The sequence below is a fragment of the Serratia ureilytica genome, assembly GCF_013375155.1.
GTDB lineage: Bacteria > Pseudomonadota > Gammaproteobacteria > Enterobacterales > Enterobacteriaceae > Serratia > Serratia ureilytica.
The window spans coordinates 133230-150575 of sequence record NZ_JABXOF010000007.1 but is presented as its reverse complement, the minus strand read 5'-3'; the positions used below and the strand labels follow the sequence as shown (position 1 = coordinate 150575).

General features: G+C 61.8%; 18 protein-coding genes. 3 read left to right on the top strand and 15 right to left on the bottom strand.

Translation table 11 applies throughout. The features are described from left to right. Nucleotides 1-25 precede the first annotated feature (25 nt). The 12 genes from rbsK to HWW83_RS14345 form a co-directional block, all read right to left on the bottom strand. Nucleotides 26-952: a ribokinase gene (rbsK, locus tag HWW83_RS14400; protein WP_176589382.1), complete on the bottom strand. Its 927-nt coding sequence runs from the start codon at nt 950-952 to the stop codon at nt 26-28. Then, the gene (alsK, locus tag HWW83_RS14395; protein ID WP_176589381.1) at nt 949-1857 is read right to left on the bottom strand and encodes an allose kinase; all 909 of its coding nucleotides are present in this window, start codon (nt 1855-1857) and stop codon (nt 949-951) included. The genes rbsK and alsK overlap by 4 nt, the downstream gene beginning before the upstream one ends. A 10-nt stretch (nt 1858-1867) precedes the next feature. Beyond that, nucleotides 1868-2539 carry a D-allulose 6-phosphate 3-epimerase gene (gene alsE / locus HWW83_RS14390; RefSeq protein WP_033644765.1) on the bottom strand — a complete coding sequence of 224 codons (672 nt, stop codon included), beginning with the start codon at nt 2537-2539 and terminating at the stop codon, nt 1868-1870. A 30-nt stretch (nt 2540-2569) separates the two neighbouring features. Next, entirely contained in the window at nt 2570-3604 is a 1035-nt protein-coding gene (locus HWW83_RS14385; RefSeq protein ID WP_033644763.1) for an ABC transporter permease, read from the bottom strand. 10 nt (nt 3605-3614) lie between these two features. Beyond that, the gene (locus tag HWW83_RS14380) at nt 3615-4601 is read right to left on the bottom strand and encodes an ABC transporter permease (RefSeq protein WP_033652174.1); all 987 of its coding nucleotides are present in this window, start codon (nt 4599-4601) and stop codon (nt 3615-3617) included. Further along, entirely contained in the window at nt 4594-6111 is a 1518-nt protein-coding gene (locus tag HWW83_RS14375) for a sugar ABC transporter ATP-binding protein (RefSeq protein WP_033644760.1), read from the bottom strand. Before HWW83_RS14375 ends, HWW83_RS14380 begins: the two co-directional genes overlap by 8 nt. A 2-nt stretch (nt 6112-6113) precedes the next feature. Then, the gene (locus HWW83_RS14370; RefSeq protein WP_025304134.1) at nt 6114-7097 is read right to left on the bottom strand and encodes a substrate-binding domain-containing protein; all 984 of its coding nucleotides are present in this window, start codon (nt 7095-7097) and stop codon (nt 6114-6116) included. Between the two features lie 48 nt (nt 7098-7145). Next, entirely contained in the window at nt 7146-7964 is an 819-nt protein-coding gene (locus HWW83_RS14365; protein ID WP_033644759.1) for a DeoR/GlpR family DNA-binding transcription regulator, read from the bottom strand. A 381-nt stretch (nt 7965-8345) separates the two neighbouring features. Further along, nucleotides 8346-8663, bottom strand: coding sequence for a BrnA antitoxin family protein (locus HWW83_RS14360; protein WP_016929995.1), 318 nt, complete (start codon nt 8661-8663; stop codon nt 8346-8348). Then, on the bottom strand, nt 8626-8949 hold the full coding sequence (locus HWW83_RS14355) for a BrnT family toxin (RefSeq protein ID WP_071845113.1): 324 nt from the start codon (nt 8947-8949) through the stop codon (nt 8626-8628). The genes HWW83_RS14360 and HWW83_RS14355 overlap by 38 nt, the downstream gene beginning before the upstream one ends. A gap of 77 nt (nt 8950-9026) precedes the next feature. After that, a complete protein-coding gene (locus HWW83_RS14350) occupies nt 9027-9770 on the bottom strand; it encodes an SDR family oxidoreductase (RefSeq protein WP_176589399.1) in 744 nt (247 codons plus the stop codon). A gap of 97 nt (nt 9771-9867) precedes the next feature. Beyond that, nucleotides 9868-10101 (bottom strand): hypothetical protein, encoded by a 234-nt coding sequence (locus HWW83_RS14345; protein WP_033644758.1) that lies wholly within the window; start codon nt 10099-10101, stop codon nt 9868-9870. A 189-nt stretch (nt 10102-10290) separates the two neighbouring features. On the opposite strand from HWW83_RS14345, the gene HWW83_RS14340 reads away from it, so the two are divergent. From HWW83_RS14340 to HWW83_RS14330, 3 genes are read left to right on the top strand one after another with little or no spacing between them, the layout of a single operon-like run. After that, nucleotides 10291-10950 carry a response regulator gene (locus HWW83_RS14340; protein WP_033652176.1) on the top strand — a complete coding sequence of 220 codons (660 nt, stop codon included), beginning with the start codon at nt 10291-10293 and terminating at the stop codon, nt 10948-10950. Nucleotides 10951-10954: 4 nt separating this feature from the next. Further along, nucleotides 10955-12373: an ATP-binding protein gene (locus HWW83_RS14335; protein WP_060660280.1), complete on the top strand. Its 1419-nt coding sequence runs from the start codon at nt 10955-10957 to the stop codon at nt 12371-12373. Continuing rightward, complete coding sequence (locus HWW83_RS14330; protein ID WP_052752719.1) at nt 12373-12900, top strand: GNAT family N-acetyltransferase; 528 nt, start codon at nt 12373-12375, stop codon at nt 12898-12900. The genes HWW83_RS14335 and HWW83_RS14330 overlap by 1 nt, the downstream gene beginning before the upstream one ends. Before the next feature lie 9 nt (nt 12901-12909). Here HWW83_RS14330 and HWW83_RS14325 read toward each other — a convergent pair whose 3' ends face one another. From HWW83_RS14325 to gcvH, 3 genes are all read right to left on the bottom strand, one after another. Beyond that, complete coding sequence (locus HWW83_RS14325) at nt 12910-13875, bottom strand: quinone oxidoreductase family protein (protein ID WP_033652179.1); 966 nt, start codon at nt 13873-13875, stop codon at nt 12910-12912. 108 nt (nt 13876-13983) lie between these two features. Next, the gene (gcvP, locus tag HWW83_RS14320; protein WP_046687760.1) at nt 13984-16863 is read right to left on the bottom strand and encodes an aminomethyl-transferring glycine dehydrogenase; all 2880 of its coding nucleotides are present in this window, start codon (nt 16861-16863) and stop codon (nt 13984-13986) included. 92 nt (nt 16864-16955) lie between these two features. Further along, on the bottom strand, nt 16956-17342 hold the full coding sequence (gene gcvH, locus HWW83_RS14315) for a glycine cleavage system protein GcvH (RefSeq protein ID WP_025304150.1): 387 nt from the start codon (nt 17340-17342) through the stop codon (nt 16956-16958). Nucleotides 17343-17346 lie beyond the last annotated feature (4 nt).

Genomic DNA, 17346 nt, shown 5'->3' with positions numbered 1-17346 from the left:
GCCTCTGCGCCGCAGCCCGTCAACGTCAAGCGAACGCCTGCTGGCGTTCCAACGCCTCCTCATAACTCGGCATCGATCCCGCCGCACCGGCGCGCTCCACGCAGACCGCCGCATAGGCGGCGGCAAAGCGCACCGCCTCGGCTAACGGCACCTGATTCGCCAGCTGCGCCGCCAGAGCGCCGTTAAACGCATCCCCCGCGCCGGTGGTGTCTTTCGGCTGCGCCGGAAACGCCGGGATCAGCTCACTGTGTTCCCCATCCGAGAACAACGCCCCCTGCGTGCCCAACGTCACGATCAGCAAACGAATGCCCTTGGCGTGCAGCACCTGCGCCGCCTGGCGCGCCGAAGCCACATCGCGCACCGGCACGCCGGTCAGCAACGTGCACTCGGTGGCGTTGGGCGTCAGCAGATCGACCTGCGCCAACAGGCTGTCCGGCACCGGCTGAAACGGCGCCGGGTTGAGTATGATGAACGTTTGCGCTTCGCGGGCGATGGCGATCACTTGTTCGATCGCCGGCAGGTTGTTCTCCAGCTGGGTCAACAGAATATCCGCCGCGGCGATCGCCGGGCGGCACTGGCGCACCTCGTCCTCGCTGACCGTCAGGTTGGCGCCGGGATCGACGGCGATCATGTTCTCCGCATCCTCGCCGGCAACGTAGATAAGCGCATTGCCGGTCGGGCAATCGCCGGTCGAGAACAGCGTCACCGCATCGAAACCGGCGGCGGCGAGGTGGCGCCGGGCGAAGGTGCCGAAGTCGTCGCGCCCCACCTTGCCGATATAATGCACCCGCGCCCCAGCGCGCAGCGCAGCGGTGGCCTGGTTGGCCCCCTTACCGCCCGCGCCCATCATGCTGTTGCGGGCGATCAGCGATTCGCCGGGCTGCGGAAAGCGCGCCATGCCGGCGACGATATCCAGGTTGAACGAACCGAACACGCAGACTTTGCCTTTCATTGCGGGTACTCCCTGCTCAATTGGAGGTGGCGCCGGGCGGCCAGGCAGGCGCCTTTGCTGCCGGTTTCATCGGTCAGGCGGCTGATGGAGATCGCCAGCCCCTGCGCCGGCTGCGGCCCGCGCAAATGGCGGCGGATCTCTTGTTCCAGAAGTGCCAACGGGAAACCGCTCATGGCGATCACGCCGCCGCCCAGGATCAGCTGCTGGGGATCGAGCACGTTCATTTCGATGGCGATGGTCTGCGCCAATCGCTCGACGAAGCGCTGCAGATCAGGATGATCGCCGTGGCGTTCGAACAACCGGTCGAACGGCGTTTGCGCCGCGTTGGCGCGCGCCCAGCCGGTTAGCCAGTGACCGGACGTCAGACTCTCGACGCAGCCCCGTTTACCGCACGGGCATTCGCCCTGATGGCCCGGCCAGGGAATGTGCCCCAGCTCGCCGGCGGCGCCGTGCGCGCCGTGGTAAAAATCGCCGTTCAGCCACAGGCTGTTGCCCATGCCGGTGCCCAGATACAGCCCGACCGCCACCTGCGGCAACGCAGGCAGCTGCTGCAGATCCCACCACAGCAGATGATTGACGTCCTTGTCCATTCGCACCGGCAGCGCCAGCAAATCGGCCAACAGCGCCGCCACCGGCTGAGCGTCCAGCGCCGGGATAAACGGCAGCGACAGCACCCGCGAGCGATCGCGGCTGAGGATCCCCGGCAGCCCCAGCATCACCTGCGCCACCTGACGATCTTGGCAATGCCCGGCGATCAGCCGGCCCAACGCCGCCAGCGGATCGGCCTGCCGCGCCCAGTCGGCGGTCGCTATCTTGCAGTAACCGCTGAATTCACCTTCATCATCCATCAACAGCAGGCGGGTATTGGTGCCGCCGACGTCAACGCCAAGAAAATACCGCATCATGTCCCCCGCCTCAGGCCGCCTGCCGCATCTGATCCAGCATTTTTTCCCATGCCGTCTCCAGATCCGGATCGAGATTGAACAGCCCGGAGCTGCCGACGATCAACACTTCTGCACCGGCGCCCATCAGATCGCGGTAAGTGCGCTGGTTGCAGGATCCGTCGATCTCGATCAGATAGCGCAGATTTTGTTGGCTTTTCAGATCGCGCAATTGGCGGATCTTTTCCAGCATCTCGGGAATGAACGGCTGCCCGGCATAGCCCGGATCGACGGTCATGACGGTGACCTTGTCCAGCAGGTGAAGGTAGTGGCGAATAAACTCCACCGGCGTGGCCGGGTTCAGCACCACCCCCACTTTTTTGCCCAGCGCGCGGATTTGATTGATCACCCGAAACGCGTCGCGGTTGATGGTTTCAGCGTGCGGGCAGATAAAGTCCGCGCCGGCGCGGGCGATTGGCTCGATAAAGTCGGTCGGGTTCTCCACCATCAGATGCACATCCAGCAACAACGAAGTGTGCGGGCGGATCTGTTCGATAAAGAACGGCGACAGCGTGATGTTTTTAACGTAATGCCCGTCCATGATGTCGATATGCAGCATATCGGCGCGGCGGTTCAGCACCGCCAATTGCTGGCGGATATCCATCAGGTTCATGCACATCAGTGAAGGCGAAATCTGGTATTTCATTAGCGTTATCCTGCGCAAAAGGGAAAAGGATCAGTGGCCCGCCGCGGTTCTGGCCTGGGCCGCGCTGCGGCGCATCGCCCGCCGCTGCCGATAGCGATGCCGGAAAAACTTCAGCGCCAGCACCGCGATCAGCACGGCGCCCCACATCGCCAGACTGAAATGCGGGCTGACGTTCATCAGATTCAAACCGGTCGCGATCACCTGTAGCACGATCAGCGCCAGCACCACGCCGCTGACCCGGCCAAAACCGCCGAACGGATCGGTGCCGCCCAGAATGATCGCCAGCACCGTGAGCAGCAGGTAAGAGTCGCCGTAGCCCATGCGCGCCGAGTTGAAGCGCGCCATCATCACCAGCCCTGCAATGACGCACAGCAGGCTGGAGAGGGTGTAAATGGCGATCAGCACCCGATGGGTATTCACGCCGCTGAAGTGGGTGGCGTTGATGTTGCTGCCGCTCATGTAGATGCATTTGCCGAGCCGGGTTTTCTGCAGGAACAGCGCCAGCAAGGCGGCGACCGCCAGAAAGATCCACAGTGGCACCGGCACGCCCAGCACGCTCTCGGCGCCGATAAACCGCACGATCTCCGGCATGCCGCTCAGGGCTGCGCCGCGCGTCAGGTAGATGCCGATGCCGTTGACCGTGGTCATGGTGGCCAGCGTCACCAAAATCGGGTGCGCGCCGACGTAGGCCACCAGTGCGCCGGTCGCCGCGCCGATAAGCCCGGCCAGCAGCATCGCCGCCGCCAGCGCCAAGGCCAGCCACAGCGCCTGCAAGCCCAGCCCGGCGTCCGCCGGCAGGTAGCTGATGAACAGCCAGGCCATCAGCAGGCTGGTCAGGTTGGCGCTGGCGATAATGCACAGGTTCAGGCCGCCGCTGAGGATCGGAATGAACATCGCCAGGGTCAGCAGGCCCAGTTCCGGCAGTTGGAAGGCCACGCTGGTGAAGGTGGCGCCGCTGAAGAAGCGCCCCGGCATCAGCAGGCTGAAGGCGAGCACCACCGCCAGCAGCAAGGCCAGCAAACCGACGGCGGCCCCGTCCAGACGAAATTTCAGGTTGTTGCCCATCAAGCGCTCCTCAGGCGAAACCAACGTCGGTTTCTTTGCGTTTCTTGTAGTGAGTGACGGTGATCGCCGCGACGATCACCAGACCGATCACCACGTTCATGAAGTAGCTGGACACGCCGATCAGGTTAAGGCCGTTTTTCAGCACGCCGATCAGGAACACGCCCATCAGCGTGCCGACAACGCTGCCCTTGCCGCCGTTCAGGCTGGCGCCACCCAGCACCGCCGCCGCCAGCACGTCGAGCTCGCCGCCCACCAGCGCATTGGGCACCACTTCCCCCATGCGATACACCTGCACCAGGCCGCCGATCGCCGCCATCGCGCCCAGATAGCCATAGGCGAACAGATGCAGCAGACCGACGCGGATGCCGATGCGCCGCGCCGACTCCGCATCCCCGCCCACGGCAAACAGCTGGCGCCCGAGGTGCGTTTTGTTCAGCAGCAGCCAGGTCAGCAGCGCCACCGCCAGCATCACCAGCGTCGGCAAACCGAGCTGATAGCTCTGCTCACCCAGTTGGAACGGCAGCACGCTGCGCGGCAGCGTCCACCAGTCCGGCAATGCGTACAGGCTGCGGCCGTTGGTCAGCCACATCAGCATGCCGAACAACAACGCCTGCATGCTGATGGTGACGATGATCGAGACGATGCGCAGGCAGTAGATCAACAGCGCGTTGACCATGCCGAGCGCGGCGCCGATCGCCAACGCCAGCAAAATACTGCCCGTCGGGCTGGCCAGGCCGTAATGCGTCGCCAGCGTGGCGATCAGGTACTGCACCACCGAGGCGACTGCGGCGAAGGAAATGTCGATGCCGCCGGTCACCAGCACCACGAACAGGCCGAGAGCGAATATGCCGCTCACCGCGTAGCTTTCGCTGAGATCGAGCAGGTTTTGCACCGTCAAAAACTGATCGCTGAGCAGCGAAAAGACGATGACCGTCAGCAGCAGCACCCAGGCCAGGTAGCCTTCGTTGCCGCGCGGTTTCAGACTGAATCTACGCATTAACCGCCTCCGCCAGCTGCTGCTGGCTCACCTGCTCCGGCAGGTACTCGCCGATCACGCTGCCGCCGCTGAAGTGCAGCACCCGATCGCAGTTGTAATACACCTCGGGCACCTCGTCGGAGATCAGCAGAATCGCGATCCCCTCCTGCGCCAGCAGATGGATCAGTTGGTAGATGCTGGCCTTGGCGCCGACGTCGACACCGACGGTCGGCGAGTCGAGGATCAGGATCCGCGGTTGGGTCAGCACCCACTTGGCCAGCACGATCTTTTGCTGATTACCGCCGGACAGCGTCGAAACCGCCTGATCCGGATCCGCCACCCGCACGCCGAGTTTGGCGATCCACTCCGCGACGATGCGATTCTTGCGGTAATCGTCGATCAGGCGAAAACGCCCGCGCAGCTTATCGAGAATGGTCAGCACCGCGTTGTCCGCCACCGACTGTTGCTGCACCAGCCCCAGCGTCAGGCGATCCTCCGAGACATAACCGATGCCGGCCCTGATCGCGTCCTCATGGCCGCGAAAGCGCACCGGTTTGCTGTCGAGGTAAAGCTTGCCGCTGTCCGGCCGGGTCATGCCGAACAGGCTCAGCGCCAGCTCGGTGCGCCCGGAGCCGAGCAGTCCGCACAGCCCGAGCACCTCGCCCTGATGCAGGCGGAAGCTGACATCGTGATACTGCCCGGCGCGGCTGAGACGATCCGCCTCCAGCATCACCCGATCCTTATTCATGCTCGGTGACTTCAGGCGATAGTCCAGCGTCAGGCCGGTCATCAATTCGGTCAGGCGATCGCCGGTGATCTCCGCCGCCGGCCAGGTGCCGATCTTGTTGCCGTCGCGGATCACCGTGACGCGATCGGAGATCTCCAGCACCTCGTCCAGCCGGTGGCTGACGAACACCACGCAGATGCCCTGCGCTTTCAAATAATCCACCGTGCGCAGCAGCTGATTGACCTCGGTGCGGGTCAGCGAGGCGGTCGGTTCATCCATGATCACCAGCCGTGCCTGCGCCACCAGCGCGCGGCAAATCGCCACCTGCTGGCGCTGGGCGATCGGCAGTTCCGCTACCGGTTTGTCGAGATCGAGATTGAAATTCAGCTCCTGCAGCAGGCGCTCGGCGGTGCGCCGCAGCCTCGCCGGGCGGTGCCATCCCAATAGCCCGTGCAGGTTGTGCTCAAAGGCGATGTTTTCCGCCACCGTCAGGTTGGGAAACAGCGACAGATCCTGATAGATCACCTGAATGCCGAAGGCGCGCGCCTGATCCGGCGATAGCCGGCCGAAGGTTTGCCCATCGAAGGTAATGCGGCTGCCGTCATCCGGTTGATACACGCCGGCGATCGCCTTGATCAACGTACTCTTGCCGCAGCCATTGGTGCCGGCCAGGCAGTGCACCTCCCCCGGCATCAGCGCCAATGAAATATCGTTCAGCGCGCGCTGCCCGCCGAAGGTCATCGACAGCTGTTGCAGTTCGATAAGCGGCGCGCCCCTCGTTGCCGTATTGCCGGAAATCGCCATGATTACAGCCCCATCTTCACCAGCTTCGGCAGGTTTTGCTTATCCAGGCTTTCGGTGGCATTGCCGAGAATGGTGTGCTGCTGCGCATCCACCTGCACCTTGCCCATGCCTTCGATGGTCATGCCATCGGTGATTTTTTCGCCCTTGTGCATCATGTCGGCGATGCGCACGAACACTTCGCCCGCCACCATCGGGTTCCAGATATAACCGCCCTTGATGGCGCCGCGATTGACCAGCGAAGCGCCCTGCCCTGGGCTGAACGGCCCGATGACGCAGATATCGTTGCTTTTGCCGCGGTTGAGCACCGCGCGCCCGGCGCCGATCGGCCCCTGCGAACCGAACGCCAGCACGCCTTTCAGATCGGGATATTTGGCCATCAGATCGTTGGTGGTGCGCACGCTGTCATCCAGCGATTCCCCCACGCCGAACTTGTCGCCCACCAGCTGCATGTTCGGGTAGTGCTGCTTCTGGTAATTGATGGCCGAGTCCGACCAGGTGATGTGCAGCGGCACCGTCAGGCTGCCGACGTATACCGCGTACTTGCCCTGCTCTTTCATGCAGGCGGCCAGCGCTTTCATGTGGTTGACCCCGTGCTGCGAGGCGTCCACCAGCTCAAAATCCCAGTCGGCGTACTTCTGGCCGGGGGACTCGTGCACGATCACCTTGATGCCCGCCTCCTGCGCGCGCTTGAGCACCGGCTCCAGCACCCGGGCGTCGTTCGGCACCACGCCGATGATGTCCACCTTCTGCGCGATCAGATCCTCGATGGCGCGCACCTGCAGCGCCGGATCCGCCGCCGTCGGCCCGACCATCCAGGCGTCGATGCCGCGTTTGGCGCTCTCGCTTTTGATGCCGGCCTCCATGGCGTTGAACCAGGGAATGCCGCCGATCTTCACCACCACGCCCATTTTCAGCTTGTCCGCCGCCTGCGCGGAGACCGACAGCAGCAGCGAGGCAAACAGACCGACCAGTACGGATTTTTTCATTGTTCTCTCTCCACAAGTGTTGGCTGTAATAAAAGGTTTTCGTTGTTGTTATCGCGCCGCCCTTTTCGCGGCGGGTGAAACTTCAATCACATCGACGTTGTTCCAGGCCAATTCCTGACGAAACTCGTCATCGCCAAGCCTGTCGGTGATCAGCGTATCTATTTCCCGGTAATGGCAAATGCGGGCGAACGAGCGGCGGCCGAACTTGTTGCTGTCCACCAGCAGGAACTTGCGCTCCGAGGCCAGCAGCATCTGTTGCTTCAGCCGCGCATGGTGCTCATTGCTCTCGCGGATGCCGCCGTCCTGGCAAATGCCGTGGCAGGAGAAAAACAGCTTGTTGATCACGAACTCTTTCAGCATCTGCTCCGCCAGCACGCCGATAAAATCCTCGTACTTGGCGGAATACTCGCCCCCCAGCCCGATGGTGCGCACGTTGGCCTTGCAGGCCAGCGTCTGGATGATGTGCAGCGAGTTGGTCAGCACCACCAGCGAGATATCCGGCAGCTGGCGCGCCAAAAACCAGCTGGTGGAGCTGCTGTCCAGCAGCAGGCAATCCCCCGGCGCGATAAACTCCAGCGCGCGTTTGGCGATGCGCGTCTTCTGCTCCGGCGACTCATTGCTGCGCTGGCGGAAGGACTCCCCCTGATCTATCTCGGCGGGCACATAGGTTTTTTCCACCGCCGGCGGCTCGACGAAGACCGCGCCGCCGTGGCTGCGCAGCAGCAGGCCGCGCCGTTCCAGCAGGGCCAGATCACGCCGCGCCGTCTCGATAGAGATGTGGCACAGCTGCGCCACCTCCTGCACCATCACGCGGCCGCGCTGGCTCAAGACTTCGGTAATAAAGCGATGACGTTCTACAGGCAGCATGTTTCTTTTCTCCTCCACGACGATGATTACGATATCGATTTGCCGCGCCGCGTTTTGCGCGCAGACGCAAAGCGCATCGCCCCGCGATCGGTCAACGATCGCGCTGTGATAGTTGTCAAAAAAATCGGGAAGGAAATGAAATGAATAATTACGAAAGTGTGGAGTAACAGACAGTTATGATGCGCGACCGCCTGAGACAGACAGGAGAGAAACGGTAAACGGTCACAATTCCACGTTCCGCGGCATGACCGTTAATGACCGTTTGTGTGGTTTTGACCGAGCGCCGCAAGGAGACAGCCAGCGTTGATAACGCATTACCTGAAAAAACAGCAAAAAAAATCCGGTGAGAATCTCACCGGATCGTTAGCCGCCTGACACAAATTATTCCTCGTGCTCATGCTCTTTCAACATCGCCTCACGCAACACGGCGTTCAGGCGTTTCTGATAGCCTTTGCCTGGTCGCTGAAGCCAAGCCAACACATCCGCATCGATTCGGATGGTTTTTGATACTTTCATCGGCTTATAAAAACGCCCCTGAACCGCAGTCTGCCACGTTTCTTCCCCCAGCGCCGGCGCATCGGCATAATCGATTCCCTCGTCCGGCAACGCACTCAGTGAAGCAATTTGCGCTTTCTGCTCCTCCGTCAACGGCGGGAGTACGCTATGGGCCAGATTTTTGGCGGAATTTTTGCGCTTCATATCTTCCCCTCTCTTTGGCATCGGCCTTGCGTGCTGAAATGATACGCACGATCTCTACTGTATCGCCTTCGACATCCGTTTCGATCGTCGTATGTGCCACCAGCAACAGCAAACAGGATCCGACCATACCGATCGTTTGCCAACGTTCTTCTCCATCCTCGATCCTTTCCAGCACAGCCAAATGGTTGGGATCCAGAAAAACCCGTTGCGCTATCTCAAAACTGACACGGTGTTTGCGCTGGTTACTGTGATTTTTATCCTGATTCCATTCAAAATAAACATACATTTTTGTAACTACATTTTGGTTGTTATTTAATCAAAATACATCACCTCCGAAGGGATGTCAAAATTCTCCGGATGCGTTCAACGCCCGCCTGCGGCCTCGATAAAGGTGCCGGTCACATAAGACGCGGCGTCAGACAGCAGCCAGGCGATCGCCTCCGCCACTTCCTGCGGCTGGCCGCCGCGCTGCATCGGTAAACTGTCCTTCACGCGATCCACCCGGCCGGGTTCGCCGCCGCTGGCGTGCATCTCGGTATAGATGAATCCGGGCCGCACGCCGTTGACGCGGATGCCCTGCGCCGCCACCTCGCGCGATAACCCGATGGTCAGGGTATCGACGGCGCCTTTCGAGGCGGCGTAATCGACGTATTCCCCCGCGGCCCCCAACCGGGACGCCGCGGAGGAAACGTTGACGATAGCGCCGCCCTGCCCGCCATGGCGCCGCGCCATGCGCTTCACCGCCTCGCGGCAACACAAGAAATACCCGGTGACGTTGGTGCCGAGCACCTTATTGATGCGCTCGGCGGTCAACTGTTCAATGTTCGCCTGCCGGAACAGAATGCCGGCGTTGTTGACCAGCGCGCTAAGCGTGCCCAGCCCGGCATCCAGCGCCCTGAACATCGCCATCACCTGCGCTTCATCGGCCACGTCGGCCTGCAGCGCCAGCGCCTTGCCGCCCTGCGCCTCAATCTCCGCCACCACCTGCCGCGCCGCACTTTCGTCGCGCAGGTAATTCACGCCCACCGCATAGCCCTGCCGGGCCAGCAGCAAAGCGGTCGCGCGGCCAATTCCCCGGCTTGCGCCGGTCACCAATGCCACTTTCATCATCGTATTTTTTCTCTGGTTGGCGATGTCGACAACGGCCTGCGCACAGGCCTTCCGTTTGCCCGTCAGAGTATAGAGCGGCGCCCTAAAAAACGCTTCAAAGCTGAGCCAGGCGGCGCAGCTGCTTTTTAATGCGCGACTTGGCGCAGCCGTAAGCGTCCGTCGCCGCCGCCTGATGCACCCGCTGCAAAGCGGAAGCATGATGGCCGCCGTGGCTATGGCTCTGCGCATCACCGCGAAAAGACAGCATCAACAGAACGAGCAGTATCGCCACGCCTGAATACATCAGCCGCCGCGAGGCGCCCGCGTTCGGGAAACCTTCAGTCTGCATGTTTCGCTCCCTCAGCCATGATTTCGAATGGCAGCAAAATAACTGAAATTCCCCCCCGTTCCCTTAACGCGAGATTAAAGCCAGATTAAGGTTTGCTTAAGAACGCGTAGGCAGAGCGGTTTTCCTCGTTGTCTTCCCGCCAGCGTTATAGTTAGATAATCGCGACTCAAGGCTCTCAGCGGAAATAACGTGAATATACTGTTGGTGGAAGACGACCTGCAATTAGGCAAGGCGCTGTGCCGAGCATTGGAGCTGGCCGGCTTTAATTTGTGCTGGGTGCGCCTGCTCACCGACGCGGAAAATAAACTTTCACCCGGCGGGTTCGATTTGATGCTGTTGGATCTCACGCTGCCGGACGGCGACGGTTTGCAGAAGCTGATCGCCTGGCGCGCCGCCGGACAGAATATCCCGATCATCATCCTGACCGCCCGCGATCGCATCGAGAGCCTGGTGAACAGCCTCGACTCCGGCGCGGACGACTTTCTGGCCAAACCTTTCGCGCTGCCCGAACTCATCTCGCGCGTCAAGGCAGTCAACCGGCGCATGGCGGGCTTCGCGTCTCAAACCTGGAGCCTCGGCGCGCTGTATCTCGATCCGGTCAACCATCAGGTCATGCTGGATAACGAACTGCTGATGCTGTCGAAAAAAGAGTATCACCTGCTGCACGAACTGATGCGCTGCGCCGGCACCGTGGTGCGCAAAGCGGTGTTGGAACAGCGGCTGTTCGGCCACGGCGATAGCGTGGAAAGCAACTCGCTGGAAGTACACATGCATAATTTACGCCGCAAGATTGGTAAAGAAAGAATCATTACCGTACGCGGCATTGGCTATTTGCTGAAGAAAGAGTAGCGGGATGATCGGTTTCAAATCCTTCTTTATGCGCACCATTATTTTCCAGGTCCTGGCCATTTTATTATTGTGGGGGATCCTCGTCGCCTGGGTGAAGTACTGGTATTACCCCGACATGGAGAAATATTTCGATAACCAGCAACGCATCGTCGCCGCAGGCATCGCCAATATTCTCGATGAAACCGGCACCGATAATATCGATTACCGCGGCATCATCAAAACCATTGAAGGCATGTACATTGATTCCATCAATAACGGCATGCAGGATGAAATCGACTATCACCCGCTGTTTGTGGTTTACGATCGGGACAGCCGGGTGCTTTACAGTTCGCAAACGCAGGGAGAACCGCTGCGTCTGCCGCCTTCGGTGCTGTCCGGCTCCGTCAATTACGCCGGCGCCAACTGGCACCTTGCCGGCAGCTGGAGCGAAAAGCGCCAGTACCGGGTGATCGTCGGCGAGTCTTTCAACGATCGCACCACGCTGTTCGGCAACCCGGCGGAAAGCACCGCCGTACCGCTGTTGGGCATTCTGGCGGCGATCATCATTACCTTGCTGTTTACCGCCTACTTCAGCCTGCGGCCATTGCGCCAGATCGCCCGCACCATTTCCGATCGCCAGCCTGGCAACCTGTCGCCGCTCAACGTCAGTGAGCAGTATCAGGAAATCCGGCCGGTGGTGATGGAGGTCAACAAACTGATGGCGCGCATCGACGCGGCCAATCAGCGCGAGAAACGCTTTATGGCCGACGCCGCGCACGAGCTGCGCACGCCGATCGCCGCCGTGCTGGCGCAGCTACATTTGCTGACCCAGGTCAGCGAGCAGCAGGAGCGCCGGGAAATCATCGGCGACATGCAGCAAGGGCTGGATCGCGCGGCGTCGCTGTCACGCCAGCTGATCAACCTGGCCAAGCTGGAGGCGGAAGATTTTCCGCTGAAGATTGAGGCGGTGGATATCTATGCGGAGATCGGCAAATGCATCGCACAGCACGTCCCCTATGCGCTGGAGAAAGATGTCGAACTGTCGCTCGACGGCAGCGAGGATGTGGTGGTGAGTACCGACCGCCATGCGCTGATCGCCATCTTCACCAACCTGCTGGATAACGCGCTCAAGTACGCGCCGCCCGGCAGCCGCATCGAGGCCAATATCCGCTCGCTGGCGCCGCTCGGCTGCTATATTACGTTACGCGATAACGGCCCGGGGGTGAGCGAAGAACATCATTCCCGCCTGTTTGAACGCTTTTACCGCGTGCCCGGCACGCAGCAAACCGGCAGCGGGCTCGGATTGGCCATCGCCCGAAACCTGGCCGACAAAATCGGCGCGCAGCTGCGCGTTACCGAAGGCCTTGACGATCGCGGCATCGGCTTCATCATCGATTTGCCGGAAAGTTATCGGCCACAGACTGAGAGTGAACCACGACCATGATTGCCCCTGTTCTGCTGCAACGGCAGCAACTCGACCGGCTATGGGATATCGACCGCAGCGAAATTATCGACACTCTGTATCGCCTACAGGACGGCAAGTTGCAATCCTATGCGGAGTACTACGACGTGCGCGGCTGGGATCCGCACGATCGGGAAACCTATACGCCAATCCACGCAGCGTGCTTCGATCGCGGCGGCGCGTTCTTCGCGCTGTTCGAAGGCGAGGAGATCGTGGCGGCGGCGGCGCTGGACACCGAGCCGCGCGGCCCACAGCGGGATCTGCGCCAGCTGCTGTTCTTTTACGTCAGCGCGCACAAACGCGGCCAGGGGTTAGGCAGGCAGCTGTTCCAGCTCTGCCTGCGTCAGGCGGCGCAAGACGGCGCCGCCGGGCTGTATGTCTCCTCCATCCCCAATAAAAGCACCGTAGACTTCTATCTGGCGCAGGGCTGCCGGCTCATCGAACAGCCGGATACCGAATTGTTCGCCCGTGAGCCGGAAGACATTCACCTGGTCTGCCCTTGCCGCTAGCGGCCGGGGTTAACGGGCGATGCGCATCACCGAACGCACGTCGCTTTTCTTGTTCAGATCCCACACCTCGGCGATCTCCGCCAACGCGTGCTCCTGCGTCTCGATAGTGAGCGCTCCGGTCGCCGCCAGCGCCAAAATCTCGGTCGCGTAGCGCTGCATCTCCGGGATCGGCGGAAAGTTGCCGGTGCCGCTGCCGAGGATCTGCAGCTGATTGCTGCGCAACACCGCCGCCGGCAGCCGGATGTCCGGCGCGGCCATCGAACCGACGTTGACCAAGCGAATGCCGCGTCCGCCGGCGTAAGACGAGAGATCGTGATTGTTGAGCGTTGCCAGCAGCGCTTCCGTCGCCGGGCCCCAGATGTAATCGACGATCACCTGATAACCGCCCGGCCCCGCCGCCGCCGCGAAGGCCTGCGTCAGCGCCTCGCCCTGCAGGCTCAGATCCACCGTGGCGTCTACACCCAACGCTTCCAGCACGCTCAGTCGACGGCCGGCGGCAACAATGCGTCCGGCCCCCGCCTGACGCGCCGCCGCGACCGCCAGCTTGCCTGAGGTACCGGTAGCGCCGATGATCAGCACCGTTTCACCGGGCTGCAGATCCGCCCGCCAGCGCAGCGGCAGCCAGGCGGCGAAGGCCGGATTGATCAGCGCGGCCGCCGTGGCGTCGTCCACCGTCGCCGGCACCGGCACCGTCCAGGACGCGACGCTGCGCTCTGCCATCGCGCCGTAAGGGCGACGGAAAGAGGCGAAGTACACCCGTTGCCCGTCCGCCGTACGGCCAACGCCATCGGTGCCGGGCACGATCGGCAATTGCTTCGGGCTGGAATAGTGGGTGCCGGCGACGGTGGCGCGATCCAGCTGTTTGATGCCGGCCGCCAGAACGTCGATCGGCACTTCATTCGCCTGCGCCTGAGGCTCCTCAAAGGTGCCGAAAACCGGGGGTTGCCCCAGCGCTGTTACGATTGCCGCTTGCATGGTGACTCCTCAAATCGTGGGAACGTAAAGGAAAGAATAGGCCGCTATAAAATAAAAAGGGACACCGCATGATGCGGTGTCCCCCGAACACAAACTTTGCCGAACGTGTTATTCGTAATCGCTCATCGGCACGCAAGAGCAGAACAGGTTACGGTCGCCGTACACGTCGTCCAGACGCTTAACGCTCGGCCAGTACTTGTTCTCGCGTACGCCGGCCACCGGGAACACCGCCAGTTCGCGGCTGTACGGATGCTGCCAGTCGTTGACCAGCTCCGCCTGCACGTGCGGCGCATTCACCAGCGGGTTGTCTTCCAGCGGCCATTCGCCCTTGGCGACGCGGTCGATTTCGCTGCGGATCGCCAGCATCGCATCGATAAAGCGATCCAGCTCCACCTTGCTTTCCGATTCGGTCGGCTCGACCATCAGCGTGCCCGCCACCGGGAACGACATGGTCGGGGCATGGAAACCGAAGTCGATCAGGCGCTTGGCGATGTCCATTTCGCTGATGCCGGTCTCTTCCTTCAGCGGACGAATATCGAGGATACATTCGTGCGCCACGCGGTGATCGCGGCCGGTATACAGAATCGGGTACGCGTCTTTCAAACGGGTGGCGATGTAGTTGGCGTTCAGGATCGCCATCTGGCTGGCCTGCTTCAGGCCCTCCGCGCCCATCATGCGGATGTACATCCAGCTGATAGGCAAGATGGAGGCGCTGCCGAACGGCGCCGCGGAGACCGCGCCCTGCTGGGTGGTCACGCCGTCGATCTGCACCACGCTGTGGCCCGGCACGAACGGCGCCAGGTGTGCTTTCACGCCGATCGGGCCCATGCCCGGGCCGCCGCCGCCGTGCGGGATGCAGAAGGTCTTATGCAGGTTGAGGTGCGAAACATCCGCGCCGATGTAGCCTGGCGTGGTGATGCCCACCTGGGCGTTCATGTTGGCGCCATCCAGATACACCTGACCGCCGAACTGATGCACGATCTGGCACACTTCACGGATGGTTTCTTCATACACGCCGTGGGTCGACGGGTAGGTCACCATGATGCAAGAGAGTTCTTCGCCTGCCTGCTCCGCCTTAACGCGCAGATCGTGCAGATCGATGTTGCCGTTCTTGTCGCAGGCCACCACCACCACGCTCATGCCCGCCATCTGGGCGGAGGCCGGGTTGGTGCCGTGTGCCGAGCTCGGGATCAGACAGACGTGGCGGCCCGCTTCGTTGCGGCTTTCGTGGTAGCGGCGGATCGCCAGCAGGCCGGCGTATTCGCCCTGCGCGCCGGAGTTCGGCTGCATGCACACCGCGTCATAGCCGGTCAGCTGCACCAGCCACTGGGACAGTTGGCCGATCATCTGCTGGTAACCGGCCGCCTGCTCTGGCGGGCAGAACGGATGCAACTCTGAGAATTCAGGCCAGGTGATCGGGATCATTTCCGCCGCGGCGTTCAATTTCATGGTGCAGGAACCCAGCGGGATCATCGCCTGGTTCAGCGCCAGATCCTTGCGCTCCAAGCGATGCATGTAACGCATCATCTCGGTTTCGCTGTGATAGCGGTTGAATACCGGGTGGGTCAGGATCGGATCCTGGCGCAGCATGGCGGCCGGGATCGATTGGCTGTTTTTGCTCACCGCCGCGTCCAACGCGTCGATGTCCAGACCGTGATTGTCGCCGGCCAGCAGTGCGAACAGCGTTTGCACGTCTTCACGCGAGGTGGCTTCATCCAGCGTGATGCCGACGGCGCCGTGAATGTCGGTACGCAGGTTGATGCCGAAGCTCAGCGCGCGCTCCAGCACGGCGGCCTTGTCCTTCACTTCGACGGTCAGGGTGTCGAACCAGGTGTGGTGACGCAGCGTCAGGCCGGCCTTCTGCAGCCCGGCGGCCAGAATGTCGGTCAGGCGATTGATGCGCCCGGCGATGCGCTGCAGGCCTTGCGGACCGTGATACACCGCGTACAGGCTGGCGATGTTGGCCAGCAGCACCTGCGAGGTACAGATATTCGAGTTGGCTTTCTCGCGGCGGATATGTTGCTCGCGAGTCTGCATCGCCATGCGCAGCGCGGTGTTGCCGGCGGCATCGCGGGAAACGCCGATAATGCGGCCCGGCATCGAACGCTTGAACTCGTCGCGGCAGGCGAAGAAGGCGGCGTGCGGGCCGCCGTAGCCCATCGGCACGCCGAAGCGCTGCGCGGAGCCGAACACCACGTCGGCGCCCTGCTTGCCCGGCGCGGTCAGCAGCACCAGGGCCATGATGTCGGCGGCCACGCTGGTGATGATTTTGCGCGATTTCAGTTCGGCCAGCAGCGCGCTGTAGTCGTGCAGTTCACCGGTAGTGCCCACCTGCTGCAGCAGCACGCCGAACACGCCGTCCAGCTCCAGCACTTTTTCCGCTTTATCGACGATGACGTCGAAGCCGAAGGTTTCGGCGCGGGTGCGCACCACGTCCAGCGTTTGCGGATGCACGTCGTCAGCCACGAAGAAACGGTTGGCGTCTTTCAGCTTGCTGGCGCGTTTGGCCAACGCCATCGCCTCGGCGGCGGCGGTCGCTTCATCCAGCAGCGAAGCGGAGGCCAGATCCAGACCGGTCAGATCGAGGGTCACGGTCTGGAAGTTCAGCAGCGCTTCCAGACGGCCCTGCGACACTTCCGGCTGATAGGGGGTATAAGCGGTGTACCAGCCCGGGTTTTCCAGCATGTTGCGCAGGATCACCGGCGGCGTCAGCACGGCGCTGTAGCCCATGCCGATATAGGATTTGTAGCGCTGATTCTGCGAGGCGATCGCCTTCAGCTCAGCCAACGCCTGATGTTCGGTCGCCGCGTCGCCGACCGGCGGCGGCCCCGGCAGCTGAATGTCCGCCGGCACAATCTGTTGGATCAGCGCGCTGAGCGAGCGAGCGCCCACCGCTGCCAGCAACTCCTGGCGTTGTTCCGCAGAAGAGCCGATGTGGCGTTCAATGAACGCTTCGCTGTGTTCGAGTTGGCTGAGTGTCTGAGTCATTGCTACAAATTCCTGAATGCTTGCGTGATACGGGATATAGCTTGAACGGTAACTAAAACGCCCCGGCCGAAAGGCCTGGGGCGTGGTCACGATTACTCGTCGATCGAGGCCTGATAAGCTGCGGCGTCCAGCAGGTTCGCCAGCTCGCCTTCGTCGGAGGCTTTAATCTGGAACAGGAAGCCGTCACCGTAAGGTTCGCTGTTCACCAGTTCCGGAGAGCTTTCCAGCTCGCCGTTCACCGCCACGATTTCGCCGCTGATTGGCGCGTAAATGTCCGATGCCGCCTTGACGGATTCCGCCACGGCGCAATCTTCACCGGCGGCGACGCTGCGGCCCACTTCCGGCAGATCGACAAACACCATATCGCCCAGCAGTTCCTGCGCATGTTCGGTGATGCCTACGGTGTAAACGCCGTTACCTTCTGCACGAACCCACTCGTGGGAAGATGCGTATTTCAATTCTGTTGGCACATTGCTCATCGCC

Excerpts from the sequence above, each read along its gene's own strand:
- rbsK (WP_176589382.1), bottom strand. The coding sequence starts at position 952 with ATGAAAGGCAAAGTCTGCGTGTTCGGTTCGTTCAACCTGGATATCGTC.
- alsK (WP_176589381.1), bottom strand. The coding sequence starts at position 1,857 with ATGATGCGGTATTTTCTTGGCGTTGACGTCGGCGGCACCAATACCCGC.
- alsE (WP_033644765.1), bottom strand. The coding sequence starts at position 2,539 with ATGAAATACCAGATTTCGCCTTCACTGATGTGCATGAACCTGATGGAT.
- HWW83_RS14385 (WP_033644763.1), bottom strand. The coding sequence starts at position 3,604 with ATGGGCAACAACCTGAAATTTCGTCTGGACGGGGCCGCCGTCGGTTTG.
- HWW83_RS14380 (WP_033652174.1), bottom strand. The coding sequence starts at position 4,601 with ATGCGTAGATTCAGTCTGAAACCGCGCGGCAACGAAGGCTACCTGGCC.
- HWW83_RS14375 (WP_033644760.1), bottom strand. The coding sequence starts at position 6,111 with ATGGCGATTTCCGGCAATACGGCAACGAGGGGCGCGCCGCTTATCGAA.
- HWW83_RS14370 (WP_025304134.1), bottom strand. The coding sequence starts at position 7,097 with ATGAAAAAATCCGTACTGGTCGGTCTGTTTGCCTCGCTGCTGCTGTCG.
- HWW83_RS14365 (WP_033644759.1), bottom strand. The coding sequence starts at position 7,964 with ATGCTGCCTGTAGAACGTCATCGCTTTATTACCGAAGTCTTGAGCCAG.
- HWW83_RS14360 (WP_016929995.1), bottom strand. The coding sequence starts at position 8,663 with ATGAAGCGCAAAAATTCCGCCAAAAATCTGGCCCATAGCGTACTCCCG.
- HWW83_RS14355 (WP_071845113.1), bottom strand. The coding sequence starts at position 8,949 with ATGTATGTTTATTTTGAATGGAATCAGGATAAAAATCACAGTAACCAG.
- HWW83_RS14350 (WP_176589399.1), bottom strand. The coding sequence starts at position 9,770 with ATGAAAGTGGCATTGGTGACCGGCGCAAGCCGGGGAATTGGCCGCGCG.
- HWW83_RS14345 (WP_033644758.1), bottom strand. The coding sequence starts at position 10,101 with ATGCAGACTGAAGGTTTCCCGAACGCGGGCGCCTCGCGGCGGCTGATG.
- HWW83_RS14335 (WP_060660280.1), top strand. The coding sequence starts at position 10,955 with ATGATCGGTTTCAAATCCTTCTTTATGCGCACCATTATTTTCCAGGTC.
- HWW83_RS14325 (WP_033652179.1), bottom strand. The coding sequence starts at position 13,875 with ATGCAAGCGGCAATCGTAACAGCGCTGGGGCAACCCCCGGTTTTCGGC.
- gcvP (WP_046687760.1), bottom strand. The coding sequence starts at position 16,863 with ATGACTCAGACACTCAGCCAACTCGAACACAGCGAAGCGTTCATTGAA.
- gcvH (WP_025304150.1), bottom strand. The coding sequence starts at position 17,342 with ATGAGCAATGTGCCAACAGAATTGAAATACGCATCTTCCCACGAGTGG.